The sequence below is a fragment of the Ornithinimicrobium panacihumi genome, from assembly GCF_052073805.1.
In the GTDB taxonomy this organism is placed as follows: domain Bacteria; phylum Actinomycetota; class Actinomycetes; order Actinomycetales; family Dermatophilaceae; genus Ornithinicoccus; species Ornithinicoccus panacihumi.
Map to the genome: position 1 here is coordinate 188,799 of NZ_JBQGWG010000001.1, position 26,199 is coordinate 214,997.

Genomic DNA, 26,199 nt, shown 5'->3' on the forward strand with positions numbered 1-26,199 from the left:
GACCCATGAGTCGCTTCCTTCCTCAGCCCTGGCGCAAGGCCGCCCTGGGCCTGTCCACCGTCGTCGCCCTGGTGCTCGTCGCCCTGTCGCTCCCCGCTGCGCAGCAGGCCCGGGGTGCCACGGCCGAGAGCACGGCGGAGAGCCTGACCGCGCAGCACCTCCGAGCCTTCCCGGCTTCGGCGATGGCTGTGGCGGTGCTCGACGAAGACCAGCTGGCGTTCCACGGGCACGGGGTGGACGGGACCGGCCGCCCGGTGGATGAGCGGACGCCTTTCCGGATCGCCTCGATGTCGAAGTCGTTCACCGCGGCACTGGTGATGGTGCTCGCCGAGCGCGGTGAGCTCGACCTCGACGCACCGCTGAGCACCGTCATCCCGGAGTTCGCGATGGCCGAGGCACGGGCGGACCGGATCACCCTGCGGATGCTGCTCTCCCACACCAGCGGGATCGGCGGCGGCAGCACCGCCGACCTGGCGAGGCCGGCATCCTCCGACCCGCAGGTGCTCCTCGACGATCTGCGTGACGAGACCCTCGGCGCCGACCCGGGGTCGGAGCACGTCTACGTCAATACCGGCTATGCGCTCGCCGCCGTCGCGATCGAGCGAGTCACCGGGCAGAGCTTCGAGGACGTCCTGCGCGCCGAGCTCCTGGACCCGCTGGGGATGGACAACACCTCGGCCGTCATCGACTGCGCGGCCCAGGTGGAGGGCGTGGGCAGCGGGCACACCGTGGTCTTCGGCCAGGTGCTGCGCTACCCGGAGCCGACGGACAACTGTCTCGGATCGGGAGGGATGGTCAGCACCGCCGAAGACCTCGTGACCTGGCTCCGGTTCCAGTCGGGCGACGGTCGGACCGCGGACGGCGTGCGCCTCCTGAGCCCCGACGGGCTGCGCGACCTGCACGCGTCCCAGCCAGGGACGGAGAACGTGGACGGCTACGGCCTGGGCTGGTCCTTCGGGGAGGCCGGTGGGCGCGACCTCATCGAGCACGGCGGGGCACTGGCCACCTGGACCTCCCACATGGCTCTGGTCCGGGATCCCGAAGGCCGGCCCACCGGCAGCGGTGCGCTCGTGCTCAGCGACACGATCGGTCCCCCCGGGCGGCTGGCCAGGGTCCTCGCCGCCGACGCGGCCGGCTCCCACGTGGACCTTCCGCAGCGGTCGGTGATCCGTCCGGCGACCGTCTTCGGCGGGCTCACGGCCCTTGTCGCCGGGCTCGGGGCCATCGGCCTCGTGCGCGCCTCGAGCTGGCCCGACCGCCGTCGGCGGCCGGCCGCGCGAGCCCTGGGTCTGGGGTGGCCGGGCGCAATGGTCGTGCTGTGTCTGTCCTCGCCCGCCCTGCTCGCCACGCTCGTCTACGGGAGCTCCATGGGCCCCCTCACCGCCTGGCACTGGGGTGGCGCCATGCTGCCCGAGGCGATGGTGCTCATCGCGGTGACCGCACTGACCTGCGCCGCGGTCCTGGTGACCAGGGTCGCCTCGCTGCGCCGGGCCTCTACCGAGGGTGAGAGGCACCGCATACCCTGAAGGCATGACCTCAGGCGACCGGCACGACGGCCGAACCCCAGACCAGCTCCGCGACATCCGGATCACCCGCAACTGGCTCGACCACGCCGCAGGGAGCGTGCTCGTCGAGTTCGGGCGCACGAGGGTGCTGGTGGCCGCGTCGTTCAGCGAGGGCGTGCCGCGGTGGCGCAAGGGCAGCGGCAAGGGGTGGACGACGGCGGAGTACGCCATGCTCCCCGCAGCCACCCACACGCGGTCGGACAGGGAGTCGGTCAAGGGGCGCATCGGCGGGCGGACCCACGAGATCAGCCGGCTCATCGGCCGCTCGCTGCGGGCCGTGGTGGACCTCGACGCGCTGGGGGAGAACACCATCCAGATCGACTGCGACGTGCTCCAGGCCGACGGTGGGACACGGACCGCGGCCATCACCGGGGCCTACGTCGCCCTGGTCGACGCGGTCGAGCACGCCCGCGCCAAGGGGCTGATCCGCAAGGACGTCGAGCCGATCACCGGCTCGGTCGCGGCCGTCAGCGTGGGCGTGGTGAACGGTGAGCCGGTGCTCGACCTCGACTACGAGGAGGACGTGGCCGCCGACACGGACATGAATGTCGTGATGACCGGCGACGGCCGCTTCGTCGAGGTGCAGGGGACGGCCGAGGGCGAGCCCTTCGACCGCGAGCTGCTCGACGCGATGCTCGACCTCGCCTCCGAGGGTTGCGCCGAGCTCACCGCCCGGCAGGCCGCGGCGTTCGGGGCCGACGACATGGGTGGCGCCGACAGCCACGAGGTCGGTGCCGACATCGACCAGGGGCCGCCCACCTGGTGAGGCCGGGCCTACCCACCTCATCATAATTTAAGTCTTGACTTAAATGATGATGCGTGCCACGGTGGAGCGGTGCACGCGTTCGACGTCCTCGGAGACCCCGTCCGCCGCGCCCTGCTCGAGGAGCTGAGGGCCCGGGGCGGGGGGTCGGCCGACGCGCCCGTGGCCGCGGGCGAGCTGGCCGCCGTGGCGGGGGAGGCCTTCGGCATCAGCCAGGCCGCCGTCTCCCAGCACCTGGGCGTCCTGCGCGAGCACGGCTTCGTGACGGTGGTCCCCGACGGTCGTCGGCGTCTCTACTCGATCGGCGGCCCCGGCTGGGCCGAGGTGACCGACTGGGTCGACGCCTACCGCGACTTCTGGGAGCAGCGCCTCGACGCACTCGACACCGAGCTGCGGCGCGGGAGGCGTGCCGCGGAGGACAGGAGAGGCAGATGAGCACCACCTTGATCGAGCAGATCGCCGCGGCCCACACCCGCGCGGCGCAGCGCACCCAGGACGGGCCGACGGGCGACGACGAGCGCTGGACGATCGTCCTGGAGCGTGACTACGACGCCACGCCTGAGGAGGTCTGGGCATGCTGGACCGAGCCAGACCGGCTGGGTCGCTGGCTGGGCCGCATCGACCGGCAGCCCGAGGTCGGGGGCACCGTCCGGATGGAGATGGCGCCCGACGGCGAGGCGGCCCACGACGTGACCCTCCTGGACTGCGAGCCACCCACGTCGCTGACGGTGCGCTGGGGAGGATTCGGCGAGGGGGAGAGCGAGGTGCGCCTGGGCCTGACCGAGGTCGAGGACGGCACCCGTCTCCGGCTGGAGCACTCCGGGCTGCGGGCGCGGGGGGCCTGGTCTTACGGCGCCGGCTGGGGCGAGGTCCTGCACCTGGCCGACCGCGCACTGCACGATCCCGGCTTCGACGTCGCCGTGGTCGAGGACGAGACCCGGGGCTCGCTGGAGGAGGGCCTGCAGCACTACTGGGACGAGCTGGTCCCTACCGGTCGCGGAGGCTGACCTGGGCTCGGGCGCCCCAGGGGAGGGGGCGTCAGAGCGAGGGAGCGCCCGCCGGCTCGGGTCCGCGGTGCGTCGGCGCCTTCTGCCACGGCCACCGGCCGGTGATCTCCAGCTCCAGCGAGAAGCTCAGGAAGGTCCTGATCAGGCCGGCCGGTCGCAGCCGTAGGCTGACCGCCATGCCGACCCCCGACCGTCGCCTCGTCCTAGCCACCCGCAACGCCCACAAGGTGCTCGAGCTGCGCCAGATCCTGGCCGAGGTGCTGGAGCGGACCGGACTCGAGCTGGTGGGTCTGGACGACTTCGAGGGGCTGGAGGACGTGGTGGAGTCCGGCGTCACCTTCGCCGACAACGCCCTGCTCAAGGCCCGGTATGCGGCTTCCGCCACCGGCCTCCCGGCGCTCGCCGACGACTCCGGCCTCGCGGTGGACGTGCTGGGGGGAGCGCCGGGTGTGTTCTCCGCACGGTGGGCCGGGCCGCTGGCGCAGGCTGCCGGGCTGGGCAAGGACGAGGCCAACAACGCGCTGCTGCTGGCCCAGCTCGCCGACGTGCCCGACGAGCACCGGGGCGCCGGGTTCGTCTGTGCTGCGGCGCTGGTGCTGCCGGGGGAGCAGCCTGGGTCCACCGGCGAGGAGGTCGTCCGGGAGGGTCACTGCCGCGGTGTGCTGGCCCGGGAGCCGCGCGGGACCAACGGCTTCGGCTACGACCCGCTGCTCGTCCGACCCGACGGCCGCACCACCGCCGAGCACAGCCCTGAGGAGAAGAACGCGATCTCCCACCGGGGTGAGGCCTTCCGTGCACTGGCCGAGGACATCGGGCGACTGCTCTGCTAGCAGACCGTGTCGCCGGCGGGCAGCGCACCGTGTCCCCGGTGCGGAGTGGGGTGAGAGACGCCATACCCTTGTCCCAGACCCACCCGCCCCCGTGAGAAGAGACACCATGGCGCACCAGTGGCGCGGCGTGATCGCCGAGTATGCCGACCGCCTGCCCGCGACCCTGTCGGAGCAGATCGTCACCCTCCGCGAGGGCGGCACGCCGCTCATCCCCGCCGAGCACCTCTCGGAGCTGACCGGCGCGCAGGTGCACGTGAAGTACGAGGGGCTCAACCCCACCGGGTCCTTCAAGGACCGCGGCATGACGACCGCGATGAGCGACGCCGCGCGCAAGGGCGCCAAGGCCGTCATCTGCGCCTCGACCGGCAACACCTCCGCCAGCGCCGCGGCCTACGCGACCAAGGCCGGTATGACCTGCGGCGTGCTGGTGCCCGCCGGCAAGATCGCCATGGGCAAGTTGAGCCAGGCCATCGCGCACGGCGCCACGCTGATCCAGGTCGACGGCAACTTCGACGACTGCCTCACGCTGGCCCGCAAGCTCGCCGAGTCCTACCCGGTCGAGCTGGTCAACTCGGTCAATCCCGCACGCATCGAGGGGCAGAAGACCGCCGCCTTCGAGATCGTCGACGCGCTCGGCGACGCCCCCGACATCCACTGCCTGCCGGTCGGCAACGCCGGCAACATCACGGCCTACTGGAAGGGCTACTCCGAGTACGCCTCCGCCGACGCGCCCGGTGCCGGCGGCCTCGCCGTCGCGACGAAGCGTCCGAAGATGTACGGCTTCCAGGCCGCGGGCTCCGCTCCGCTCGTCCTCGGGCACCCCTTGACCGAGCCCGACACCATCGCCACCGCGATCCGCATCGGCAACCCCGCCTCGTGGGACCAGGCGGTCGCGGCACGCGACGAGTCCGGCGGGCTGATCGACGCCGTCACCGACGAGGAGATCCTGGCGGCGCACCGGCTGCTGTCCTCCCGGGAGGGCATCTTCGTCGAGCCCGCGTCGGCCGCCTCGGTCGCCGGGCTGCTCAAGGCGCACACGGCGGGCCTCGTGCCGGCCGACGCGACCGTCGTCTGCACGGTCACCGGCCACGGCCTGAAGGACCCGCAGTGGGCGCTCAAGAACGCCGACGGCTCCGAGGTCGAGCCGGTCCAGATCACCGTCGACGTCGTGAGCGCCGCCGACGCCCTCGGGCTGGAGTGATGGAGCGCCTGCCCGTCGGCCGGTCCGTCACGGTCGCGGTCCCGGCCAGCACCGCCAACCTCGGGCCCGGCTTCGACGCGGTCGGTCTGGCCCTGGAGATCGAGGACCGGTATGCGGCAGAGGTCCTTGCCGAGTCCGGTCGCCTCGAGGTCGTGCTCCAGGGGGAGGGGGCCACGACGCTGCCTGCCGACGAGACCCACCTGGTCGTGCACCACCAGCGCGAGGCGCTGGAGGCCGCCGGTGTCGGCTGGCTGGACGGCTATGGGCTGCGGGTGACCTGCGCCAACACCATCCCGATGTCGGCCGGCCTGGGGTCCTCGGCGGCGGCGATCGTAGGTGGTCTGGGGCTGGGCTTCGCGCTCGCGCGCGGGGGAGACCTGACGGAGGCCGACCTCCGCCTGGTCAACACCCACGCCGGGATCGCCGAGGGACACCCGGACAACTCCTCGGCCTCGGTCTTCGGCGGGCTGACCGTCTCGTGGATGCCGAGCCCCCAGGTGGTGCGCACGGCACGACCCGCGCTGCACCCCGAGATCGAGCCGGTGGTGCTCGTCCCCCAGGGGGTGCGGCTGGACACCGCGATCGCCCGCGCCCTCCTCGGCCCCCAGATCCCGCGACCCGACGCGGTGCGCCAGGCCGGCCGTGCGGCGCTGCTCGTGCACGCGCTCACCGAGGACCCGACGATGCTGCTCGACGCCACCGAGGACTGGCTGCACCAGGAGCAGCGCCGTGAGGCCTATCCCGTGACGATGGGCGCCGTCGACCGTCTCCGGGCCCTGGGGCATGCCGCCGTGGTCTCCGGGGCCGGCCCCACCGTGCTCTGCCTGACGACCACCGACCTGCTCGACGTCGTCGTGGCCGAGGCCCGGACCTGGGGCAAGGAGTGGAAGGTCCTCACCCCGGGCGTCCCCGCCGTCGGCCTCCGCGTTCTCCCCTGACCGGCGACACGCTCCGCCCCTGACCGGCCACACGCTCTGCCTCGACGGGCACACCCTCTGCTTTGATCACCCCATGGCAACGCTGCGCTTCAGCCAGGTCGACGTCTTCTCCTCCCACGGCCTGCTCGGCAACCCCCTGGCGGTGGTCCACGACGCGGACGACCTGACCGACGACGACCTCGCTGCCTTCGCCCGCTGGACGAACCTGTCGGAGACCACCTTCCTGCTCCGCCCGACCGACCCTGCCGCGGACTACCGGGTGCGCATCTTCACCACCGGCGGCGAGCTGCCGTTCGCCGGTCATCCGACCCTCGGCAGCGCCCACGCGTGGCTGGATGCGGGAGGTGAGCCACTGCATACCGACAAGATCGTGCAGGAGTGCGGCGTCGGCCTGGTGACGGTCCGACGCGGGGAGCGGCTCTCGTTCGCCGCACCGCCGCTGCTGCGCTCAGGTCCGGTCGAGCCTGGCTACGCGGCGCAGATCCTCGAGGCGCTGGGGCTGGAGGACGACCAGGTGCTGGGGATGGCGTGGGTCGACAACGGCCCGGGCTGGGTCGGGATCGAGCTCGCCACCGCCCAGGAGGTCCTCGCGGTCGAACCCCGCCTTCACCTCAGCGCCCACCTCAAGGTCGGCCTCGTCGGACGTTGGCTGCAGCCCGAGCAGACGGGCAAGGACGTGGAGGTCCGCGCGTTCTACGGCGACGGCACGGCGTTCGAGGAGGACCCCGTCACCGGCAGCCTCAACGCCGGGATCGCCCAGTGGTTGATCGGGGAGGGCAGGCTCCCGGCACGGTATGTGGCGGGCCAGGGCGCGCGACGCCATCGCGACGGCCGGGTGCACGTCGAGTCGCGCGACGCGCAGGTCTGGGTCGGCGGTGACGTGGTGACCACGGTGGCCGGGACGGTGCGGATCGGCTGACGCCGGGCCGGGTCTCGGCGGGGATTGACGCGGCGGGCCGTGGGCTTCAGGGGAAGAAGCCCGATTCTGCCGGGCAAGCGGCCGAGACTAGGCTGACCCGCACGCGCTCGTGGTGGAACTGGCAGACACGCAGGATTTAGGTTCCTGTGCCTTCGGGTGTGCGGGTTCGACTCCCGCCGAGCGCACCACGACGAATCCGGCTGACGAATCCGGCTCGGTGACCAGGTCCGGCTGGCCCAGGGGCCAAGACGACTTCATGCGGGTTCTGAACCTGTGTGCCGGTTATAACCGGCGTCAAGTGGCCTAGCCCGCATGAAGTCGCCGGGGTGGGGTGTCGCGGGGGCGTCCCCGGGGTGGGGCGTCTCGCGCGTGGGCGTCTCGCGCGTGGGGCGTCCCCGTGGGTGGGGTGGCGTCGAAGAGCCTTAGGTCAGAGCTCGATGCCGAGCTGCCTGGCCAGCATCGCGACGTGACCGGTGGCCTTCACGTTGTACTTCGCCAGCTCGATCGTGCCCTCCTCGTCGACGACGAAGGTGGAGCGGATGACGCCCACGACGGTCTTGCCGTAGTTCTTCTTCTCGCCGTAGGCGCCGTAGGCCTCCAGCATCTCCTTGCTCTCGTCCGACAGCAGCGGGAAGGTCAGCGACTCCTTCTCCACGAACTTCGCCAGCTTGGCCGGGGAGTCGGGGGAGACGCCGACGACCGCATACCCGTGCTTGGCGAAGACGGCCTCGTTGTCGCGGAAGTCGCAGGCCTGGGTCGTGCACCCGGGGGTCATCGCGGCCGGGTAGACGTAGATGACCAGCTTGCGGCCGGCGAAGTCCGAGAGGCTGACCTCGCGGCCCTCCGCGTCGGGCAGCGTCCAGGCGGGGGCGCTCTGACCAGGCTCGAGACGGGACATGAGGAGTACCTCCAGGAAGTCGGGAACGGGTCCGGTGCGTTATCGTCGCAGCAGCACCCCAATAATCCCGACAACCCTAGGACGTCACCAGACATGGCAAGCAAGCAGCCCGCCCGCTCTCCCAAGGAGATCGAGGCCGACCTGGCCGCGACCCGCAGCCGGCTGGCGCGCTCCGTCGACGAGCTCGCCTACCGCGTCAGCCCCGACACCATCAAGGCCAACGCCGTCGCGACGCTCAAGGGCAAGGCCAACGACGCGGCCTTCACCCCCGAGGGCGACGTCCGTTTCGACCGCGTGGCCAAGGCGCTGGGCGGGGTGGCCGGGACCGCGCTGGTCCTGGGCCTGCTGCGCCGCACCTTCAACAAGGGCTGACCCGCCGAGGTGATCGTCGACCGGGCGGTCTACCGGGCCGGGGAACGCCACGAGTGCGGCGACCTCAGCGACGAGCTGGCCGCCCTGCGCACCGACGGCGCCCCGGACACCGACTTCCTCTGGGTCGGCCTGAAGGATCCCACGGCCGAGGAGTTCGAGCTGGTCCGCGCCGAGCTCGACCTGCACCCGCTCGCGGTGGAGGACGTCCTGCACGGAGACCAGCAGGCCAAGGTCGAGACCTACGGCCACACGATCTTCGCCGTCGTCAAGACGCTGCGCTACGTCGAGGCGACCTCGGACATCGAGACCGGTGAGGTGATGGCCGTCATCGGCCCGCACTTCGTGGTGACGATCCGGCACGGCGACGCCGCCCCGCTCGACGAGGTGCGCCAGCGGCTGGAGCGCCACGAGCAGGGTCTGCTCGACGAGGGGCCCCTGTCGGTCCTGCACGGGCTGCTCGACAAGGTCGTGGACACCTACACCCAGATCGACGCCGAGGTGGACGAGGACCTGCGCCGCATCGAGCGGGACGTCTTCGGCGGCGGCAATCGCACCCACTCCACGACGATCTACCGCCTCAAGCGCGAGGTCCTCGAGTTCCGCCGTGCGGCCATGCCGCTGCGCCAGCCCCTGACGGCGCTGACGGCCAAGGACGGCCCCGTCCCCTCCCGCGAGCTCCGCCTGCACTTCCGCGACGTCGCCGACCACCTTGGTCAGGTGCTGCAGAACATCGAGTCCTACGACGCTCTCCTCACCGACGTGCTGTCGGCCCACGTGTCGCAGATCGGGGTCCAGCAGAACGCCGACATGCGCCAGATCTCGGCCTGGGCCGCGATGATCGCCGTGCCCACCCTCATCGCCGGCGTCTACGGCATGAACTTCGACCACATGCCCGAGCTCCACTGGCTCCTGGGCTATCCCCTGGCGCTGGCCCTGATGGTCGTGACGGTCTTCATCCTCTACCGCGCGTTCAAGCGCTCGGGCTGGCTCTGAGACGATCGGGGGCGTGAGCACCGCACCCCTGACCTCGACCGGCCTGGCCTATCGCGTGCAGGGCGACCCGGACGGTTTCCCCGTCATCGCCCTGCACGGCACCCCCGGCTCCCGCTTCAGCGGCACCCCCTCCCGCGACGCCCTGCACGCGCTGGGTCTGCGCGTGGTCACCTACGACAGGCCGGGGTATGGGGACACGCCCCCGGTCGAGGACCGTTCCGTCCGCGCTCTGGCGGCCGATCTCGAGCAGGTCCTGGACGCCGCCGGGATCGAGGGGCCCGTGGGTGTGCTGGCCGGCTCGAGCGGGACGGCGTCGGCGCTGGCCTTCGCCCTGGCCCATCCCGGGCGGGTGGGGGCGATCGCCCTGGTGTGGCCGATCGCGCCGCGGGCCGACGAGCCGGGCAGCCCCGGCATGGGGGAGCGCGAGTGGGTCGTGGGGATGGAGGAGCAACAGCGGGCCATCCACGCCCTGGCGCTGCAAAACCCGGTGTTCATGCGTGAGCAGCTGGAGGTCCACCTCGGGCCTGAGGGCGGCGCGGCCGGGATCGTGACCGACATGGTGCAGGTGCAGGAGCCCTGGGACCTCGACCTCGCCGCCGTCGCCGGGCCCGTGGACATCTGGTGGGGGACCGACTCCGCGGTGAGCCCGGCCGGTCACGCCGTCTGGCTCTCGGACCACCTCACCGGTGCGCAGGTGACCGAGCACCGGCAGGAGGAGCACAACTGGCACGTCCGCCGGCTGGTCGACGTCTTCGCGCTGCTCGGGGAGCGGCTCGGCGCCACGCCGCGCAGTGCCGAGGAACTGGCAGCGGTCGCCGCGATGGACGTCGGCGGCGGTGGCTGCGGCGGCCCCGGTGCGGGCGGCTGCGCCTGCGGCTCGGGCGGCTGCGGCGCTTGACCCGGTCGCTTCGGCGCCCTGACCGGACGCCCCGCGAGGGGGCGGCCGGCCGGGCCTGACTAGACGCGCTCGGCCGGCCCGGCCGACGCGTGCACCGACGACCCGAGCGGGCCGCCGACGGCGCGCACCAGCACGAGGGGCTGCCCCTCCTTCACCGAGGGCCCGACCCACAGCGCATCGCCCTCGTTGATCGACCAGCCGCTGTGGACCGGGACCACGACGGTGTGGCGTCGGCCGCGGACCGTGACGTCCCGGCCGACCCGGGAGACGACGGTGGCCTTCTCCATGCTCTTCCAGTCCGCGGCGCCCTCCGGCATCCGACGGGCACGGCGCCACTCGAGGACGAGCTGGAGCACGAACATGACCAGGCCGAACGCGGCGCCGTAGAACAGGGCCTCCCCCCACGGGTCGTCGAAGACCAGGGCACGCAAGGGCACCATGGCGCCGCCGACCAGCAGGCAGGTCAGCAGCGACGAGAGCCACCGGACGCCGACGTTCTGCCGCAGCAGGGCCAGGGCCTGCGGCTCGGTCATCCCGGAGGGCTCGCGCGCCGTGCGAGGGTTGCGCGGCTGGGTCACCCGACCTCGTCCCGGGCCGCCACGAACGCGTCCACGCAGGCCCGCACGTCGTCCTCGGAGTGCGCGGCCGAGAGCTGGACCCGGATCCGGGCCTTGCCCTTGGGCACGACGGGGTAGGAGAAGGCGATGACGTAGACGCCCTTGCCGAGCATCGCGTCGGCGATCTGGCTGGCCTTGCGGGCACCGTCCTCGCCGGGGAACATCACCGGGACGATCGGGTGCTCTCCGGGGAGCAGCTCGAAGCCGGCCTCGGTCATGAGCTCACGGAAGAGTTCGGCGTTGCGGCGCAGCACCCGGCGCGGCTCGTCGGAGTCGCGGGCGATCTCCAGGGCCTTCATCGACCCGGCCACCACCGACGGGGCCACGGCGTTGGAGAAGAGATAGGGCCGGGCGCGCTGCTTGAGGAGGTCGACGACCTCCTGGTGAGCTGCCACATACCCTCCGGATCCGCCGCCGAGCGCCTTGCCGAGCGTGCCGGTCATCACGTCGACCCGGTCCATCACCCCGCAGGCCTCGTGGGAGCCGCGGCCGCCCTGCCCGATGAAGCCGGTGGCGTGGGAGTCGTCGACCATGACCATCGCGCCGAACTCCTCGGCCAGGTCGCAGATCTCCTCCAGGGGCGCGAGATAGCCGTCCATCGAGAAAGCGCCGTCGGTGACGATCAGGACGCGGCGGGCGCCGGCCTCCTTGGTCGCCTCGAGCTGGGCGCGCAGGTCGGCCAGGTCGCGGTTCTTGTAGCGGAAGCGCTGGGCCTTGGACAGCCGCACGCCGTCGATGATCGAGGCGTGGTTGAGCTCGTCGGAGATGACGGCGTCCTCGGCGGTCAGCAGCACCTCGAAGATCGCGCCGTTGGCGTCGAAGCAGGACGGGAAGAGGATCGAGTCCTCCGTCCCGACGAAGTCGGCGATGGCCTTCTCCAGGTCGCGGTGCTGGGTCTGGGTGCCGCAGATGAAGCGCACCGAGGCCATCCCGAAGCCCCACTCGTCCAGCGCCTCGCGGGCGGCGACGACGACGTCTGGGTGGTTGGCCAGGCCCAGGTAGTTGTTGGCGCAGAAGTTGAGCGCCTCCCCGGCCGTGGTGGCGATGTGCGAGCTCTGCGGCGTGGTGATCAGCCGCTCGTGCTTGGTGAGGCCGTCGGCCTCGATCTGGTCGAGCTCCGCGCGGAGCTGCTCCTTCACTCCATACATCTGAATCTCCTCAGCTCCAGTCCATGATGACCTTGCCGACCTCGCCGGAGCGGGCGGCGTCGAAGGCGTCCTGCCACTGCTCGGCAGGGAAGCGGTGGGTGATGACCGAACGGATGCGGTCGCGCAGGACCTCGGAGGTCTGCAGCATCGCGGTCATCTTGTACCAGGTCTCGTACATCTCCCGGCCGTAGATGCCCTTGAGCGTGATCATGTGCGTGATGACCTTGCCCCAGTCGATGTCGAAGGGCGCCGAGGGCAGGCCGAGCATCGCGACGCGGCCGCCGTGGGTCATGTTCTCGATCAGCTCACGCACCGCGTGCGGGTTGCCGGACATCTCCAGGGCGATGTCGAAGCCCTCGGTCATGCCGAGCTGCTCCTGGGCGTCGATGATCCGGTCGCGGGAGACGTCGACCACCAGGTCGGCGCCGGCGGCCCGGGCCAGCTCGAGTCGGGGCGCGGAGACGTCGGTCACCACGACGTAGCGGGCCCCGGCGTGCCGCACGACCGCGGCGGCCATGATCCCGATCGGGCCCGCGCCGGTGATGAGCACGTCCTCGCCCTCGAGCGGGAAGGACAGCGCCGTGTGGACGGCATTGCCCAGCGGGTCGAAGACGGCACCGAGGTCGGGATCGATGAGGTCGGGCTGGGCCCAGACGTTGGAGGCCGGGACGACCACGTAGTCGGCGAAGCAGCCGTCGCGGTTGACGCCGAGGTTGGAGGTGTTGACGCACATGTGGCGACGGCCGGCGCGGCAGTTGCGGCAGTGCCCGCACACGACGTGACCCTCCACCGAGACCCGCTGCCCGACCTCGAGGCCGTAGCGCCCGCCGGTCGGTACCCCCTCGCCCAGCTCGACGACCTCGCCGTAGAACTCGTGACCGACCACCAGCGGCGGCTTGAGCATCGAGGCGGCCCAGTCGTCCCAGCCCTCGATGTGCAGGTCGGTGCCGCACAGCCCGGCGCGCAGGACCCTGATCTTGACCTCTCCGCGCCCGGGATCGGGCTCGGGGACGTCCATGAGCTCGAGGCCGGGCCCGGCCTTCGGTTTCACCAGTGCACGCATGAGGTCCAGTCTTGCTCATCGGCGGGTATGGGGCATGGCCGGCTCGGGTGCTGCGCCGGATTTGGGTCGCGCCTCGCGCCGGTGTTAGAGTTGTCCGCTGTCGCGCCTATAGCTCAATTGGCAGAGCAGCTGGCTCTTAACCAGCGGGTTCGGGGTTCGAGTCCCTGTGGGCGCACCACCTGAAGAGAGCAGGTCCGCACATCGCGGACCTGCTCTCTTCGTCTGTGCCGACGGTGCGGCCAGGGGGTGGCGACGGCCGTCCCGGAGGGCGTCCGGGGTCAAAGGATGTTTGACTGTAGGGCGTGACTGAGCAGCATCGACAGGCCCGCAAGACCGCCGAGCGTGCCGAGAGCACCCCGGAGTTCCGCGAGGCCGAGACCCAGGCCCCCGACAGCCCGACCGACCTGACCAAGGTGGACTGGAAGGCGGTGGCCAAGCGGACCATCGCCGAGTTCACCGACGACGGCGGGCCGGACCTCGCGGCGGCGCTGACCTACTTCGCGATCATGTCGCTGGCGCCGATGCTGCTGGCGCTGTCCACCTCGCTGAGCTTCTTCGGCCAGGGCGGGGCCACCCGTGAGGTCGTCAGCGACCTCGGCTCCGACCTGGGACTGGAGCAGGACACGATCGAGACCGTCAACGGCTACATCGAGAGCATGGGGGAGTCCGGCGGCGCCGGCATCCTGCTCGTCGTCGGTCTGCTCGGTGCCCTCTGGTCGGCGTCCAACTACGTCAACGCCTTCAGCCGGATGATGAACAGCGTCTATGAGGTCGAGGAGGGCCGCCCGGTCTGGAAGCTGAGGCCCTGGCTGCTCGGGCTGACCGTCGTCATGCTCGTGCTGCTGATCACCATCGTGCTCTCGGTGGCGCTCTCCGGCACCCTGTCCGAGGCCATCTTCGGCATCGTCGGCCTGGACCAAACCGCCAACCAGATCTGGAACATCGCCAAGTGGCCGGTCATCGTCCTCATCCTCATCGTGATCGTGGCCCTGCTCTACTGGGGCACCCCCAACGTCAAGCAGCCCTCCTTCCGCTGGCTCAGCCCCGGCGCGGCGCTCGCCGTCATCGTCTCGATCCTGGCGGTGGGCGGCTTCGCCCTCTACCTGACCGGCTTCGGCGGCGAGGACAGCTACAACGCCACCTACGGCGCCATCGGTGGTGTGATCATCCTGCTGTTGATGATCTTCATCATCAACAACGTCCTGGTCCTGGGCGCCGAGCTGGACGCCGAGTTGGAGCGGGCCCGCGAGCTGGCCGCCGGGCTGCCGGCCGAGGAGTCGATCCAGCTGCCCCCGCGGGACGCCTCCGGCACCGAGAAGAAGGCGGAGAAGAGCGCGGCTCGCGTGCGCGAGGCGCGCAAGTTGCGGATGACCGCCCGCCGGCGGATGCGCGAGTCCGGCGACGGGTGAGCCCTGCCGCTGATGTCCTGAGCACTCCCGACCACGCTGTATGATGGTCGCTGTTGTCTCGGACGGCCGCGCGTCGTCCCGGGCAGTCATGGTGGGTGTAGCTCAGCAGGTAGAGCACCTGGTTGTGGTCCAGGTGGTCGCGGGTTCAAGTCCCGTCACTCACCCCACACCGACCTCGGTCTTTGACCGGGGTCGGCTCTCATGTGCACGCCGTGTGCACATCGAGGCCACAGAAGAAGCCGCCCCGCCCTCCATGTCGGAGAGCGGGGCGGTGGGCGTCCGAGAATGTAGATTCTCGGTCACGTGCAGGCCGGTCATCAGGCGGCGGGGCAGGGGTCGAGATCGTGGCGGGTCAGATCCTCCTGGCAGGTGGAGCGCCAGGAGCGCAGGGCGCCGCAGACGAGACACTGCCGGCCGCTGGTGGACTCGTGGTCGGCACAGTCGTGCCAGCGGCTCCTCATGGCGCCTTGCCCGCGAGCAGCCGCGGGAAGGGCCCTCAGCCGTCTCGGCGTCGCCTGGCGGCGAGCGCGATCCCCGTCACCGCAGCAGCCCCCGCCAGCGCGCCGGCGACCGTCGTGGCGTGCTTGGGGTCGTTCGGCAGGCCAGCCATCGCCCTGCGGACGGCGACGCGGTATGGCGTGCGCCCACCCACGGGGGCACCCACCAGCTCGTCAAGGTCGTCCTCCTTGCAGACCACCTCGTGGATCAACGAGCCCACCAGCGGCCGGGCCACACCCGCGTCGACCGGCGTGACGAGGCCGACCCACCCGCTGGCCAGCTCGGGCGTGAGCACCGGCAGCAGCGCGATGAGGCGCCGGCGCTGCCCGGTCTCGGCGGCGAACTGCTGCATCATCTCGGCGTAGGTCAGCACGTCCGGGCCGCCGACGTCGAAGGTACGGCTGACCTCGGGCGGTAGGTCGGCCGCCCGCACGAGGTAGTGCAGCACGTCGTCGATGGCGATCGGCTGGATCCGGTTGGCGAGCCAGCGCGGAGCCACCATCACGGGCAGCCGCGTCGTCAGGTAGCGCAGCATCTCGAAGCTCGCCGACCCGTGCCCGATCACGGTCGCGGCCTGCAGGACGGCGGTGGGGACGCCTGAGGCGAGGAGGATGTCACCGACCTCCACGCGAGAGGCGAGGTGGGTGGAGAGCTCCTCGCCGTCGGGGTGCAGCCCGGACAGGTAGACGATCCGCCCCACCCCCGCCGCCTGGCACGCCGCGGTGAGGTCCTGCGCCAGGCGGCGGTCCCGCTCCTCGAAGTCGCCCTCGCCGTCCATGGAGTGGATGAGCCAGTAGGTCACGTCCACGTCGGCCAGGGCCCTGTCCAGGTCGTCCCGCTCCGCGGCGTCCCCCTCGACGACCTCGACGCGCTCGGCCCAGTCCTCGTCCGCGAGACGGTCGGCCGAGCGCGTGAGCACGCGCACGGCATACCCCTCGGCCAGCAGGCGCGGCACGAGCAGCCCGCCGATATAGCCGGAGGCGCCGGTCACCAGCGCCCGGCGGGTCTCGCCGCCCTCGGGGTATGCAGTGTCTCGGGTCATCGGGTCACCTCAGCAGGTCCAGGATCGGGGGGAGCAGGAGGAGCATGCCGCTCGACCAGGTGATGTGCGTGATAGCCGGGCCGAGGACGCCGCCGGTGATGCGGCGCTGGAGGCCGGTCACGACGCCGAGGACGACCGCGGCGAAGACGAGCAGGGGCACGCCGGACCCCACGGTTGTCAGCGCGTAGGCCGCGGTGACGAACGGGACGTTCCAGCGGCGGGGGGTGGCGGCATACAGGGCGCCGCGGAAGAACAGCTCCTCGGCGATCCCGTTGATCATCGTGATGGACAGGACGACCGGCAGGGAGCCGACGCGGGCGTGGTCGAGCAGACCGTCCACCGGTCCGGCCAGTGCGGGCACCTGGCTGACGGCCACCGCCCCGGCCAGGAAGATGACGAGCAGGAGCAGGCCGAGGGCGAGCGACTGCACCACCGGAAGGGTGTAGCCCTCCTCCGGCCGGTCCAACGGCACCAGCCCGCGGACCGACCGCCGGGTGTGGCCCTGCCCCAGGTAGATCCGGCCGGAGAGCAGCGCGCCGACGGTCCAGGTGGCGGCCAGCGCCAGCGTCCCGACGTAGAACAGGTCGTCGCCCGGGCGGAGGTGCAGCGACCACCACAGCAGGATGGAGCCGACGACCAGCGTGACGGCGGAGACGACGCGGCGCCGACGCAGCTGCGCCGGCGACTCCCGGTGGTCGCGCTCGACGGGGGTCAGGAGCGAGGCGCGCAGGAAGTCGCGCAACTCCGACACGGGGTTGATCACGCTCAGCCGCGGCCGGAGTGGCGTGCCGCGATCTCCTTGAGGGCCGTCGAATCCAGGCCCGGCGGGGGCGTGAACACGGCCTCGCGGTAGTAGCGCAGCTCGGCGATGCTGTCGCGGATGTCGCCGAGGGCGCGGTGGTTGCCGGTCTTGGGCGGGGCGTTGAAGTAGGCCCGGGGATACCAGCGCCGGGCCAGCTCCTTGATCGAGGAGACGTCCACCATGCGGTAGTGCAGGTGCGCCTCCAGCTCCGGCATGTCCCGGGCCAGGAAGGCGCGGTCGGTGGCGATGGTGTTGCCGCCCAGCGGCGCCTTCCTGGGCTCGGGCACGTGCTCCCGGACGTAGGCCAGCACCTGGGCCTGCGCCTCCTCCATGGTGATGCCCTTCTCCAGCTCGGGCAGCAGACCGGAGGCGGTGTGCATCTGACGCACGAAGTCGCCCATCTGCTCCAGCGCCTCCTGGGGAGGTCGGATCACCACGTCGACGCCGTCGCCGAGCACGTTCAGCTCCGCGTCGGTCACCAGGGCGGCCACCTCCACGAGCGCGTCCGCGCCCAGGTCGAGGCCGGTCATCTCGCAGTCGATCCACACGATCCGGTCGTTGCTCACAGGTCGAGACTAGCCAGAGGTGGGAACAGGTAACCTCGGCGGCATGCACCCGCCCTCCTCACCGCATACCCCTGCGCCTGGTGGCGGCTGGCAGCAGATGATGACCTTCCAGCCCACGGCTCCGGTCCCCGACAACGTCACGCGCCGGCCGCTGCTGCGTCAGATCGTGCTCTGGGGCGCGATCGTGGCCCTCTTCGGGTTGACCGCGCTGAGCCTGGGCACGATGGTCATCGACTCGATCGGCCTGGCGACCGCCGGGCTCGCCCTGGTCACCGCCGCGCTGGCCCTGGGCATCGTCGTCCCCACCTTCCTGTGGGTCGACCGGCTCGAGGCCGAGCCGCCCCGGATCCTGTGGTTCGCCTTCCTCTGGGGCGCGCTGGTGGCCACCTTCGGGGCGATCATCCTCAACCAGCTGGGCGTGGAGATCATCGACGCCGCAGGCGCGGACGCGATGCGCCTGGCGCCGGTGTTCGTCGCACCCGTCACCGAGGAGCTGCTCAAGGGGCTGGGCGTGGCGATCCTCTTCTTCCGGGTGCGCCGGGAGTTCAACGGCATCACCGACGGCATCGTCTACGCCGGCATCATCGCGGCCGGCTTCGCCTTCGTGGAGAACATCCTCTACCTGGGCCGCGCCTACGTGGAGATCGGCACCCCCGGCCTGGTGGCGCTCTTCATCATGCGCTGCCTGGTCAGCCCGTTCGCCCACCCGATGTTCACCATCTGCATCGGGCTGGCCTTCGGCGCGATCGCCCACCGCCGCCGTCTGTCCTCGGTGTGGCTGGTCCTCCTCGGCTTCGCCGGCGCGATCTTCCTGCACTTCCTGTGGAACTACTCCGCCGTGGTCGCGGCCGAGGCCTACCTGCTGGTCTTCGCCGTCGTCCAGATCCCGCTGTTCATCGGCTTCATCCTGCTCCTGCGCTGGTCGCGGCGGCGCGAGTCCCGGCTGATGCGCGACGTGCTGACCGGCTACGGGATGAACGGCTGGTTCACCCCCGCCGAGGTCGCCATGCTCACCGACGCCGGCGAGCGGCGTCGCGCGCGGCGCTGGGCCTCCGGCGTGGGTGGTCGTCGGGCGGCCCGGGCCATGACCGCCTTCCAGGACGAGAGCGGCGACCTGGCGATGGTCCGCAAGCACCTCAACTCCGAGGGCCCGGACGCCGAGTGGCTGCGCCGCGAGGAGGCGCTGCTGCGCACCATCACCGCGCACCGTCAGGTCTTCGTGCCGGGCGCCTCGGCGCCGGGCACGGCGGCGCCGACCGCCTGAGCCGCCGACCGCCTGAGCCGCCGACCGCATGGGGTGAGCGGCGCAGCCGGCCGTGCTGCCGCATACCCCGCGCTGTTGTTGTGCCCCCGGCGCGACTCGAACGCGCAACCATCGGATTAGAAGGCCGGTGCTCTATCCATTGAGCTACGGGGGCGGACCTGCAGAAGTGTAGGTGGCCCCGACTACGATCGCCCCATGACGGAGCGAACGGCGGGGGACCCGAGCGGCATCGACGCGCCGCTGGCCGACCTGCGCGCCCGGATCGACGCGGTGGACGGAGAGTTGATCGAGCTGCTCCAGCGTCGGTTGGCGCTGGTCAGCGAGGTGGGGGAGATCAAGGGGCGCCACGGGGTGCCGATCTACGCACCCGAGCGCGAGAAGGCGATGATCGCCGCCAAGCGCGTGATGGCGCAGGAGCGGGGTCTCTCGCCCGACTTCATCGAGGACATCCTGCGGCGGTGCATGCGCGAGGCCTACACGCACGAGAAGAACATGGGCTTCACCCGGCAGGCGCCCGACCTGGGTCCGGTGGTCGTGGTCGGTGGGCGCGGACGGATGGGCGCGCTCTTCGCGCGCATGCTCACGCTCTCGGGGTATGAGGTGCACGTCCTCGAGCGCGAGGACTCACCGGCGGACGCGGCCCGGATGCTGGCCGGCGCCGGGCTCGTCGTGGTGTCGGTCCCGATCAAGGACACCGTCAGGGTGGTCTCCGAGCTGCCCACCCTGCCTGCGGACGCGCTGCTGGTCGACCTGACCTCGACCAAGCGCGAGGTGATGGCGGCGATGCTGGCGGCACACCCGGGGCCGGTCCTGGGGCTGCACCCGATGTTCGGGCCGGACGTGGACAGCCTGGCCAAGCAGGTCGTGGCCGCGGTGCCCGGGCGTGACCCCGAGGCCTCGCGCTGGCTGGTCGAGCAGATCCGGCTGTGGGGCGCGCGGGTCCACGAGGTCAGCGCGGAGGACCACGACGCGGCGATGGGGCTGATCCAGGCGCTGCGGCACTTCTCGACCTTCGCCTACGGCTGGCACCTGTCCCAGGAGGACCACGACCTGGGCGAGCTGCTGACGCTGTCCTCGCCGATCTATCGCCTGGAGCTGGTGATGGTCGGGCGGCTGTTCGCCCAGAATCCCGAGCTCTACTACGACATCATCACCGCCTCGCCCGACGCGCTGGCGCTGATCGAGCGCTATCACGGGCGCTACGGCGAGGCGATCGAGCTGCTCCGGCAGGGGGACCGCGAAGGTTTCGTGGCGCGCTTCGGGCAGATCGGCGAGTGGTTCGGCGAGCACGCCGGGGCCTTCCTGGCCGAGTCGCGGACCCTGCTGGCGCACGCGGACGCCAACCGCTAGGTCGCGGGACTGCCTGGGAGAGGGCCGCCGGACGCCACCGTGCAGGCCGTGCACGGCGCGGTGACGGCGGTTCGTCTTGGTCCCTGGGGCTTCCCGGGGGAAACTGGGCTGGTGACCAAGGATCCCGCAGCACTTCTGGCTGCCGTCGAGCGGATGCGCGCCGCCGCAGCCGATGTGCGCCTGCCCCTCGACCTCGAGGGCGCCGCGTCCGAGCAGACCGCCCAGCGCGAGCTGGTGCACCAGCTCGGCGACTACGTGCTGCCCCGGCTGCGCTCCCTGGACGCACCGCTGCTGGCGGTCGTCGGCGGCTCCACCGGAGCAGGCAAGTCGACCCTGGTCAACTCCGTCCTGGGGGAGCAGGTCAGCCGCACCGGCGTGATCCGCCCCACCACGATGGCCTCGGTCCTGGTCCACCACGAGCAGGACACCCGCTGGTTCACCGACAAGCGGATCCTGCCCGAGCTGGCCCGCGTCGTGGGCGACGAGCTCGACAACGACCCCGGCTCGGTCCGCCTGGCCACCTCCGACCAGCTGCCGCCGGGGCTGGCGCTGCTGGACGCCCCCGACATCGACTCGGTGGTCCAGGCCAACCGCGCCCTGTCCAAGCAGCTGCTCTCCGCGGCCGACCTGTGGATCTTCGTGACCACGGCCGCCCGCTATGCCGACGCCGTGCCGTGGGACCTCCTGCGTGAGGCCTCCGAGCGCGGCACCTCCGTGGCCGTGGTCCTCAACCGCGTCCCTCCGGAGGCGCTTGGCCAGGTCCGGCTCCACCTCGCCTCGATGCTGCGGGACCAGGGTCTGGGCCAGGCGCCGATCTTCACCGTCGCCGAGACCGACCTGGAGGACGGCCGGATCCCCGACGCCCAGGTGGAGCGGCTCAAGGGCTGGCTGCACTCGCTGGCCAGCGACGCCCGCGCCCGCTCGGTGGTCATCCGCCGCACCCTGACCGGCACCCTCGGCTCGCTCGGCCAGCGCGCCGACCGGCTCGTCTCCGCCGGCCGGGGCCAGGTCGCGGCGCGGGAGGCCCTCGCCGAGGCGCCGCAAGCCGCATACCGGGACGCGCTCGCGGGCGTCGACGCGGGGGTCCAGGACGGCTCGCTGCTGCGGGGCGAGGTGCTCGCCCGCTGGCAGGAGCTCGTGGGGACCGGGGAGTTCCTGCGCTCGGTCGAGGCCGGGGTGGGCCGTCTGCGCGACAAGATCGGAGCCTTCTTCACCGGCAAGCAGGTCACCTCCGAGCCGCTGGGTGACGCGCTCCAGACCGGTGCCGCCGCCCTGATCACCTCCCACGGGCAGGTGGCCGCGAGCACCGCGGCCCGCGCGTGGAAGAACAGCCCCGGCGGTGCGCAGCTGATCGAGGCGCACCCCGAGCTGTCCAAGGCCTCGCCGGACTTCGCCGGCCAGGTCGACCGGCTGATCCGTGACTGGCAGCGCGACATCTTCGAGATGGTGCGCGAGGAGGCCGGCTCGCGCCGCTCGACCGCGCGCTATCTCGCCTTCGGCGTCAACGGGCTCGGCGTCCTGCTGATGATCCTCGTCTTCAGCTCGACCATGTTCATCCCCACCGGGGCCGAGGTGGCCGTCGGTGCCGGCTCGGCCGTGCTCGCCCAGCGCCTGCTCGAGGCGGTCTTCGGCGACCAGGCCGTGCGCGCCATGGCGGTCAAGGCCCGTGAATCGCTGCTGAGCCAGGTGGAGGATCTCTACGCCCGGGAGCGGGCGCGCTACGACCGAGCGCTGGACGAGGTCGCGGTCGCCGAGGGCGCCATCGAGGAGCTGGCCCGGGCGGCCAAGGACGTGGAGGGAGCCCGATGATCGGTCGTCGTCGCAAGGACCAGGACGCCAGCCTGCCCCTCACCGAGCGGTCGGAGGCGCTGCGCTCCGCGCTCGACATCGGTGGCGACGAGCTGGACCCCGCGGCGGCCGGGTCGGCCCGCTCGGTGGTCGACAAGGTCCAGGAGCGGTGGGCGCTCAAGGGTGGTCGCACCGTCGTCGCGCTCGCGGGAGCCACCGGCTCGGGCAAGTCGAGCCTGTTCAACGCGATCGTGGGCGAGGACGTCTCCGTCATCAGCCCGCGCCGCCCCACCACGGCCGAGGCCGGTGCCGCGATCTGGGGCGAGGAGGATGCGGCGCCGCTGCTGGACTGGCTGGGCATCCACAACCGTCACATGGTCACCCCGACCGGCGACAATGTCGGTCTGGACGGGCTGGTCCTGGTCGACCTGCCCGACTTCGACTCGCGCGAGACGCGCCACCGGGTCGAGGCCGACCGCATCCTGGAGCGCGCCGACGTCTTCGTCTGGGTCGCCGACCCGCAGAAGTATGCCGACGCTCGGCTCCACGACGAGTATCTCCACCCCCTGCGGCACCACGACACCGTGATGCTGGTCGTCCTCAACCAGGTCGACCGGATCAAGGGGGAGGGGGACGTCGACCGCGTCCGGGAGGACCTGCGCCGGTTGGTCAAGGCCGACGGCGCCGGCGACCACGAGGTCATCGGGACCTCGGCCCGCACCGGCGAGGGAGTCGCGGAGCTGCGCACCCGCATCGGTGAGGTCGTCGCGGCGCGCAACGCCGCCGAGGCCAGGTTGGTTGCCGACGTGCGCTCCTCGGCCGAGCAGGTGGGGCGTGGGGTCGCCGAGGCCACGCCGCCCTTCACCGACGAGGCCGATCAGCGGCTGACCCACGCCCTCAAGGTCGCCTCGGGCGTGCCCGTGGTGCTCGACGCGGTCGAGCGCGACTACCTGCGCCAGGCCAACACCAGGGCGGGCTGGCCGTTCACCAGGTGGCTCTCGGCGCTGCGCCCCGATCCGCTCAAGCGCCTGCGCCTCGGGGACGACAGCCCCGGACCGGCCGGGATCGCGCCCTCCGACGTGCGGTCGGTGCTGGGCCGTTCCTCGCTGCCGGCCGCGACACCCGCCGCCCGCGCCAACGTGCAGCTCGCGACGCGTCAGCTCGCCGAGGAGGCGGGGGCCACCCTGCCGCCCCGCTGGGCCGACGCGGTCATCGAGGCCGCCAGCCCCAGCGAGGACAACCTCTCCGACGCGCTCGACCAGGCCGTGGTCGGCACGCCGTTGCGGACCGGCACCCCGTGGTGGTGGCCCGTCGTCGGTGCGCTGCAGCTGATCCTGGCGGTCGTCGCGCTCATCGGTCTGGCCTGGCTGGCCGTGATCGGTGTCTTCGGCTTCCTGGCCATGCCCATCGACCCGCTCATGCTGTCCCTGGACGGCTTCGCCGTCCCGGTGCCCGCGCTGCTGCTCATCGGTGGGGTGGTGCTGGGGCTTCTGCTCACGCTGCTGGCCAAGGTCTTCGCCCGCGTGGGGGCCCGCCGACGCCGCGCGGTGGTGGAGGAGCGCCTGGACGAGGCGATCGAGGAGGTCTCCTACCAGCACGTGCGCCGTCCCCTCATCGCCGTGCTCGACCGGCACGAGAAGACGCGCCAGCAGCTGGAGCGTGCCGCCTCCTGAGCCAGGCCCGCCAGGAGCGGGTTTCCACATCCCTGGCCGACGACCCGCCGTCATCCACACCGGAGACGGCGGGTCTTCCCGTCCCTGGCGCCGGCGCAGCAGCATGGCCAGCACCGAAGGCCCGTCACCGACGGGCACGACAAGGAGGGGAACGATGCTCAACGAATGCAAGGTCACGGTGTCCGGCAACGTCACGCGGGATCCGGAGATGCGGATCAGCAAGCAGTCCGGCCGTCCGTTCACGGTGGTGCCCGTCGCCGTCAACACCCGGAAGTTCGACAAGGACAGCAACACCTGGGTGACGACCGACACCGTCTTCTTCGACCTGGCCTGCTACGGCCAGCAGGGGGCCAACGTGCTCGAGACGATCGCCAAGGGCCACCCGGTCGTGGCGCACGGACGCATGCGCCTCTACGAGTGGACCAGCGAGACGGCCTCGGGACAGCGCCTGACGCTCGACGTCGACACCATCGGGCTGGACCTGTCCTTCGGGACGGCGGCCTACGCCAAGGGGAAGGCCAAGTACCCCCTGGACCGGGTGCAGCAGGACCTGACCGGCACCGTCCCGCCGCCGGAGGAGGGCGGGCCGGCGGTCGACCCGGCCACCGGCCTGACTCACGAGGACGGCATGGCCTACGACGAGCACGGGGAGGTGTACGAGGCTCCCGGGGACGTCGACCTGGGAGACGGGGAGAGGGTCGAGCTGGAGGCCAGCGCGGCCTAGGAGAGGGCCGGTCCGGGGCGCCCTGCCGATTCGGGCGGGGCGCCCCGGACGGATACCCTGGAAGGCATGGCCGAATTCATCTACACCATGACGCGTGCCCGCAAGGCGCACGGCGACAAGGTGATCCTCGACGACGTCACGATGTCCTTCTACCCCGGCGCCAAGATCGGCGTCGTGGGCCCCAACGGCGCCGGCAAGTCGACGATCCTGAAGATCATGGCTGGCCTGGACCAGCCCTCCAACGGCGAGGCCCGGCTGAGCCCTGGCTACAGCGTCGGCATCCTGCTGCAGGAGCCCCCGCTCAACGAGGACAAGACCGTCCTGGGCAACGTGGAGGAGGGCGTCGGCCCGATCAAGGCCAAGCTGGACCGCTACAACGAGATCTCCGAGCTGATGGCCGACCCGGACGCCGACTTCGACGCGCTGATGGCCGAGATGGGCCAGCTCCAGGAAGAGATCGACCACGCCGACGCCTGGGACCTCGACGCCCAGCTCGAGCAGGCGATGGACGCCCTGCGCTGCCCGCCGCCGGACGCCGACGTCACCGTGCTCTCCGGTGGTGAGCGCCGCCGTGTCGCGCTGTGCAAGCTGCTGCTGTCCAAGCCCGACCTGCTGCTGCTCGATGAGCCCACCAACCACCTGGACGCCGAGTCGGTCCAGTGGCTGGAGCAGCACCTCAAGGAGTACGCCGGCGCCGTCCTGGCGATCACCCACGACCGGTACTTCCTCGACAACGTCGCGCAGTGGATCGCCGAGGTCGACCGCGGCCGGCTCTATCCCTACGAGGGCAACTACTCGACCTACCTGGAGAAGAAGCGCGAGCGGCTGGCGATCCAGGGCAAGAAGGACGCCAAGCTGGCCAAGCGCCTGGAGTCCGAGCTGGAGTGGGTCCGGTCCAACCCCAAGGCCAAGCAGACCAAGAACAAGGCCCGCCTGGCCCGCTACGAGGAGATGGCCGCCGAGGCCGAGAAGACCCGCAAGCTGGACTTCGAGGAGATCCAGATCCCGCCGGGTCCGCGCCTGGGCAACCAGGTCATCGAGGTCACCGACCTGAAGAAGGGCTTCGGGGACCGGGTCCTCATCGACGGACTGTCCTTCACCCTGCCCCGCAACGGCATCGTCGGCGTCATCGGTCCCAACGGCGTCGGCAAGACCACGCTGTTCAAGACCATCGTCGGTCTGGAGGAGCCGGACGCCGGCACCGTCAAGGTCGGCGAGACGGTGAAGATCTCCTACGTCGACCAGTCCCGCGGCGGCATCGACCCGGAGAAGTCGCTGTGGGAGGTCGTCTCCGACGGCAACGACTTCATCCAGGTCGGGCACGTCGAGATCCCCTCGCGCGCCTACGTCTCCCAGTTCGGCTTCAAGGGCCCCGACCAGCAGAAGAAGGCCGGCGTCCTCTCCGGTGGAGAGCGCAACCGGCTCAACCTCGCGCTGACCCTCAAGGAGGGCGGCAACCTGCTGCTCCTGGACGAGCCGACCAACGACCTGGACGTCGAGACCCTCGGCTCGCTGGAGAACGCCCTGCTCAAGTTCCCCGGCTGCGCCGTGGTCATCTCCCACGACCGGTGGTTCCTGGACCGCGTGGCCACCCACATCCTGGCCTACGAGGGCGATGAGAAGGACCCGGCGAAGTGGTACTGGTTCGAGGGCAACTTCGGCGCCTACGAGGAGAACAAGATCGAGCGGCTCGGCCCTGAGGCCGCACGTCCGCACCGCGTGACCTACCGCAAGCTCACGCGCGACTGAGACCGCCCCCGCGAGCACCGCGGGCATCGGAAGGGCCGGGCGCCAGGTGCGCCCGGCCCTTCTTGGTTCTCGTCCTGTCACAGTTGGATCACGAAATTGGCGTCGATCCTCGACGATCCGGC

26 protein-coding genes, 4 tRNA genes and 1 pseudogene are annotated in these 26,199 nt (G+C 71.5%); 21 read left to right on the forward strand and 10 right to left on the reverse strand.

The annotated features are described in order from the left end of the window. Nucleotides 1–5: 5 nt before the first annotated feature. The 4 genes from ACTMMA_RS00860 (at nt 6) to ACTMMA_RS00875 (ending at nt 3,335) form a co-directional block, all read left to right on the forward strand. Complete coding sequence (locus tag ACTMMA_RS00860; RefSeq protein ID WP_441188206.1) at nt 6–1,526, forward strand: serine hydrolase domain-containing protein; 1,521 nt, start codon at nt 6–8, stop codon at nt 1,524–1,526. Between the two features lie 4 nt (nt 1,527–1,530). Next, nucleotides 1,531–2,331, forward strand: coding sequence for a ribonuclease PH (gene rph / locus ACTMMA_RS00865; protein WP_441188207.1), 801 nt, complete (start codon nt 1,531–1,533; stop codon nt 2,329–2,331). A 69-nt stretch (nt 2,332–2,400) separates the two neighbouring features. Then, nucleotides 2,401–2,763 carry an ArsR/SmtB family transcription factor gene (locus tag ACTMMA_RS00870; RefSeq protein ID WP_441188208.1) on the forward strand — a complete coding sequence of 121 codons (363 nt, stop codon included), beginning with the start codon at nt 2,401–2,403 and terminating at the stop codon, nt 2,761–2,763. Next, nucleotides 2,760–3,335: an SRPBCC domain-containing protein gene (locus ACTMMA_RS00875; RefSeq protein ID WP_441188209.1), complete on the forward strand. Its 576-nt coding sequence runs from the start codon at nt 2,760–2,762 to the stop codon at nt 3,333–3,335. The genes ACTMMA_RS00870 and ACTMMA_RS00875 overlap by 4 nt, the downstream gene beginning before the upstream one ends. Before the next feature lie 31 nt (nt 3,336–3,366). Here ACTMMA_RS00875 and ACTMMA_RS00880 read toward each other — a convergent pair. Next, nucleotides 3,367–3,480, reverse strand: a pseudogene (locus ACTMMA_RS00880) (DUF1622 domain-containing protein); the annotation flags it as partial. A 31-nt stretch (nt 3,481–3,511) separates the two neighbouring features. Here ACTMMA_RS00880 and rdgB point away from each other — a divergent pair. The 5 genes from rdgB (at nt 3,512) to ACTMMA_RS00905 (ending at nt 7,411) form a co-directional block, all read left to right on the forward strand. After that, nucleotides 3,512–4,165 (forward strand): RdgB/HAM1 family non-canonical purine NTP pyrophosphatase, encoded by a 654-nt coding sequence (rdgB, locus tag ACTMMA_RS00885; RefSeq protein WP_441188210.1) that lies wholly within the window; start codon nt 3,512–3,514, stop codon nt 4,163–4,165. 106 nt (nt 4,166–4,271) lie between these two features. After that, on the forward strand, nt 4,272–5,366 hold the full coding sequence (gene thrC, locus ACTMMA_RS00890) for a threonine synthase (RefSeq protein ID WP_441188211.1): 1,095 nt from the start codon (nt 4,272–4,274) through the stop codon (nt 5,364–5,366). Beyond that, on the forward strand, nt 5,366–6,304 hold the full coding sequence (locus ACTMMA_RS00895) for a homoserine kinase (protein ID WP_441188212.1): 939 nt from the start codon (nt 5,366–5,368) through the stop codon (nt 6,302–6,304). The genes thrC and ACTMMA_RS00895 overlap by 1 nt, the downstream gene beginning before the upstream one ends. Before the next feature lie 73 nt (nt 6,305–6,377). Further along, a complete protein-coding gene (locus ACTMMA_RS00900; protein ID WP_441188213.1) occupies nt 6,378–7,223 on the forward strand; it encodes a PhzF family phenazine biosynthesis protein in 846 nt (281 codons plus the stop codon). Nucleotides 7,224–7,326: 103 nt separating this feature from the next. After that, a tRNA-Leu gene (locus tag ACTMMA_RS00905) sits at nt 7,327–7,411 on the forward strand. A gap of 239 nt (nt 7,412–7,650) precedes the next feature. Here ACTMMA_RS00905 and bcp read toward each other — a convergent pair. Further along, nucleotides 7,651–8,121, reverse strand: coding sequence for a thioredoxin-dependent thiol peroxidase (gene bcp / locus ACTMMA_RS00910; protein ID WP_441188214.1), 471 nt, complete (start codon nt 8,119–8,121; stop codon nt 7,651–7,653). A 93-nt stretch (nt 8,122–8,214) separates the two neighbouring features. On the opposite strand from bcp, the gene ACTMMA_RS00915 reads away from it, so the two are divergent. The 3 genes from ACTMMA_RS00915 to ACTMMA_RS00925 are packed head-to-tail and all read left to right on the forward strand — an operon-like array spanning nt 8,215 to nt 10,384. Continuing rightward, a complete protein-coding gene (locus ACTMMA_RS00915; protein WP_441188215.1) occupies nt 8,215–8,493 on the forward strand; it encodes a DUF3618 domain-containing protein in 279 nt (92 codons plus the stop codon). 9 nt (nt 8,494–8,502) lie between these two features. Further along, entirely contained in the window at nt 8,503–9,486 is a 984-nt protein-coding gene (gene corA, locus ACTMMA_RS00920) for a magnesium/cobalt transporter CorA (protein WP_441188216.1), read from the forward strand. Nucleotides 9,487–9,499: 13 nt separating this feature from the next. After that, the gene (locus tag ACTMMA_RS00925) at nt 9,500–10,384 is read left to right on the forward strand and encodes an alpha/beta fold hydrolase (protein ID WP_441188217.1); all 885 of its coding nucleotides are present in this window, start codon (nt 9,500–9,502) and stop codon (nt 10,382–10,384) included. 59 nt (nt 10,385–10,443) lie between these two features. Here the strand turns inward: ACTMMA_RS00925 and ACTMMA_RS00930 are convergent, their stop codons facing one another. The 3 genes from ACTMMA_RS00930 to tdh are packed head-to-tail and all read right to left on the reverse strand — an operon-like array spanning nt 10,444 to nt 13,212. Continuing rightward, nucleotides 10,444–10,962 carry a hypothetical protein gene (locus ACTMMA_RS00930; RefSeq protein WP_441188218.1) on the reverse strand — a complete coding sequence of 173 codons (519 nt, stop codon included), beginning with the start codon at nt 10,960–10,962 and terminating at the stop codon, nt 10,444–10,446. Next, on the reverse strand, nt 10,959–12,149 hold the full coding sequence (locus tag ACTMMA_RS00935; protein WP_441188219.1) for a glycine C-acetyltransferase: 1,191 nt from the start codon (nt 12,147–12,149) through the stop codon (nt 10,959–10,961). The genes ACTMMA_RS00930 and ACTMMA_RS00935 overlap by 4 nt, the downstream gene beginning before the upstream one ends. A gap of 10 nt (nt 12,150–12,159) precedes the next feature. Beyond that, entirely contained in the window at nt 12,160–13,212 is a 1,053-nt protein-coding gene (gene tdh / locus ACTMMA_RS00940; protein WP_441188220.1) for an L-threonine 3-dehydrogenase, read from the reverse strand. Between the two features lie 102 nt (nt 13,213–13,314). On the opposite strand from tdh, the gene ACTMMA_RS00945 reads away from it, so the two are divergent. The 3 genes from ACTMMA_RS00945 to ACTMMA_RS00955 all read left to right on the forward strand — a co-directional run bounded on the left by ACTMMA_RS00945 (nt 13,315) and on the right by ACTMMA_RS00955 (nt 14,788). Next, nucleotides 13,315–13,390 (forward strand) — tRNA-Lys (locus tag ACTMMA_RS00945). Nucleotides 13,391–13,514: 124 nt separating this feature from the next. Then, nucleotides 13,515–14,621, forward strand: a complete 1,107-nt coding sequence (locus ACTMMA_RS00950; RefSeq protein ID WP_441188221.1) for a YihY/virulence factor BrkB family protein — start codon at nt 13,515–13,517, stop codon at nt 14,619–14,621. A 91-nt stretch (nt 14,622–14,712) separates the two neighbouring features. Beyond that, nucleotides 14,713–14,788, forward strand: a tRNA-His gene (locus ACTMMA_RS00955). Nucleotides 14,789–14,938: 150 nt separating this feature from the next. On the opposite strand, the gene ACTMMA_RS00960 is transcribed toward ACTMMA_RS00955, so the two are convergent. Genes ACTMMA_RS00960 through orn form a run of 4 tightly spaced genes read right to left on the reverse strand, consistent with a single transcriptional unit; the run spans nt 14,939 to nt 17,529 of the window. Next, nucleotides 14,939–15,082 carry a hypothetical protein gene (locus tag ACTMMA_RS00960; protein ID WP_441188222.1) on the reverse strand — a complete coding sequence of 48 codons (144 nt, stop codon included), beginning with the start codon at nt 15,080–15,082 and terminating at the stop codon, nt 14,939–14,941. A gap of 35 nt (nt 15,083–15,117) precedes the next feature. Next, the gene (locus ACTMMA_RS00965) at nt 15,118–16,161 is read right to left on the reverse strand and encodes an NAD(P)H-binding protein (protein WP_441188223.1); all 1,044 of its coding nucleotides are present in this window, start codon (nt 16,159–16,161) and stop codon (nt 15,118–15,120) included. 4 nt (nt 16,162–16,165) lie between these two features. Next, nucleotides 16,166–16,924, reverse strand: a complete 759-nt coding sequence (locus ACTMMA_RS00970; protein ID WP_441188224.1) for a CPBP family intramembrane glutamic endopeptidase — start codon at nt 16,922–16,924, stop codon at nt 16,166–16,168. A 2-nt stretch (nt 16,925–16,926) separates the two neighbouring features. Then, complete coding sequence (orn, locus tag ACTMMA_RS00975; protein ID WP_441188225.1) at nt 16,927–17,529, reverse strand: oligoribonuclease; 603 nt, start codon at nt 17,527–17,529, stop codon at nt 16,927–16,929. Between the two features lie 43 nt (nt 17,530–17,572). Here orn and ACTMMA_RS00980 point away from each other — a divergent pair, with 43 nt between their 5' ends. Further along, nucleotides 17,573–18,793 (forward strand): PrsW family intramembrane metalloprotease, encoded by a 1,221-nt coding sequence (locus ACTMMA_RS00980; protein WP_441188226.1) that lies wholly within the window; start codon nt 17,573–17,575, stop codon nt 18,791–18,793. 81 nt (nt 18,794–18,874) lie between these two features. Here the strand turns inward: ACTMMA_RS00980 and ACTMMA_RS00985 are convergent. Beyond that, nucleotides 18,875–18,947: transfer RNA gene (locus ACTMMA_RS00985), tRNA-Arg, on the reverse strand. Between the two features lie 41 nt (nt 18,948–18,988). On the opposite strand from ACTMMA_RS00985, the gene tyrA reads away from it, so the two are divergent. The 5 genes from tyrA to ettA all read left to right on the forward strand — a co-directional run bounded on the left by tyrA (nt 18,989) and on the right by ettA (nt 26,077). After that, nucleotides 18,989–20,143, forward strand: coding sequence for a bifunctional chorismate mutase/prephenate dehydrogenase (tyrA, locus tag ACTMMA_RS00990; RefSeq protein WP_441188227.1), 1,155 nt, complete (start codon nt 18,989–18,991; stop codon nt 20,141–20,143). A gap of 111 nt (nt 20,144–20,254) precedes the next feature. Next, the gene (locus ACTMMA_RS00995) at nt 20,255–21,952 is read left to right on the forward strand and encodes a dynamin family protein (protein WP_441188228.1); all 1,698 of its coding nucleotides are present in this window, start codon (nt 20,255–20,257) and stop codon (nt 21,950–21,952) included. Continuing rightward, on the forward strand, nt 21,949–23,604 hold the full coding sequence (locus ACTMMA_RS01000) for a YfjP family GTPase (protein ID WP_441188229.1): 1,656 nt from the start codon (nt 21,949–21,951) through the stop codon (nt 23,602–23,604). Before ACTMMA_RS00995 ends, ACTMMA_RS01000 begins: the two co-directional genes overlap by 4 nt. Before the next feature lie 154 nt (nt 23,605–23,758). Then, nucleotides 23,759–24,328 (forward strand): single-stranded DNA-binding protein, encoded by a 570-nt coding sequence (locus ACTMMA_RS01005; RefSeq protein WP_441188230.1) that lies wholly within the window; start codon nt 23,759–23,761, stop codon nt 24,326–24,328. A gap of 66 nt (nt 24,329–24,394) precedes the next feature. Further along, complete coding sequence (gene ettA / locus ACTMMA_RS01010) at nt 24,395–26,077, forward strand: energy-dependent translational throttle protein EttA (RefSeq protein ID WP_441188231.1); 1,683 nt, start codon at nt 24,395–24,397, stop codon at nt 26,075–26,077. Nucleotides 26,078–26,199: the final 122 nt, after the last annotated feature.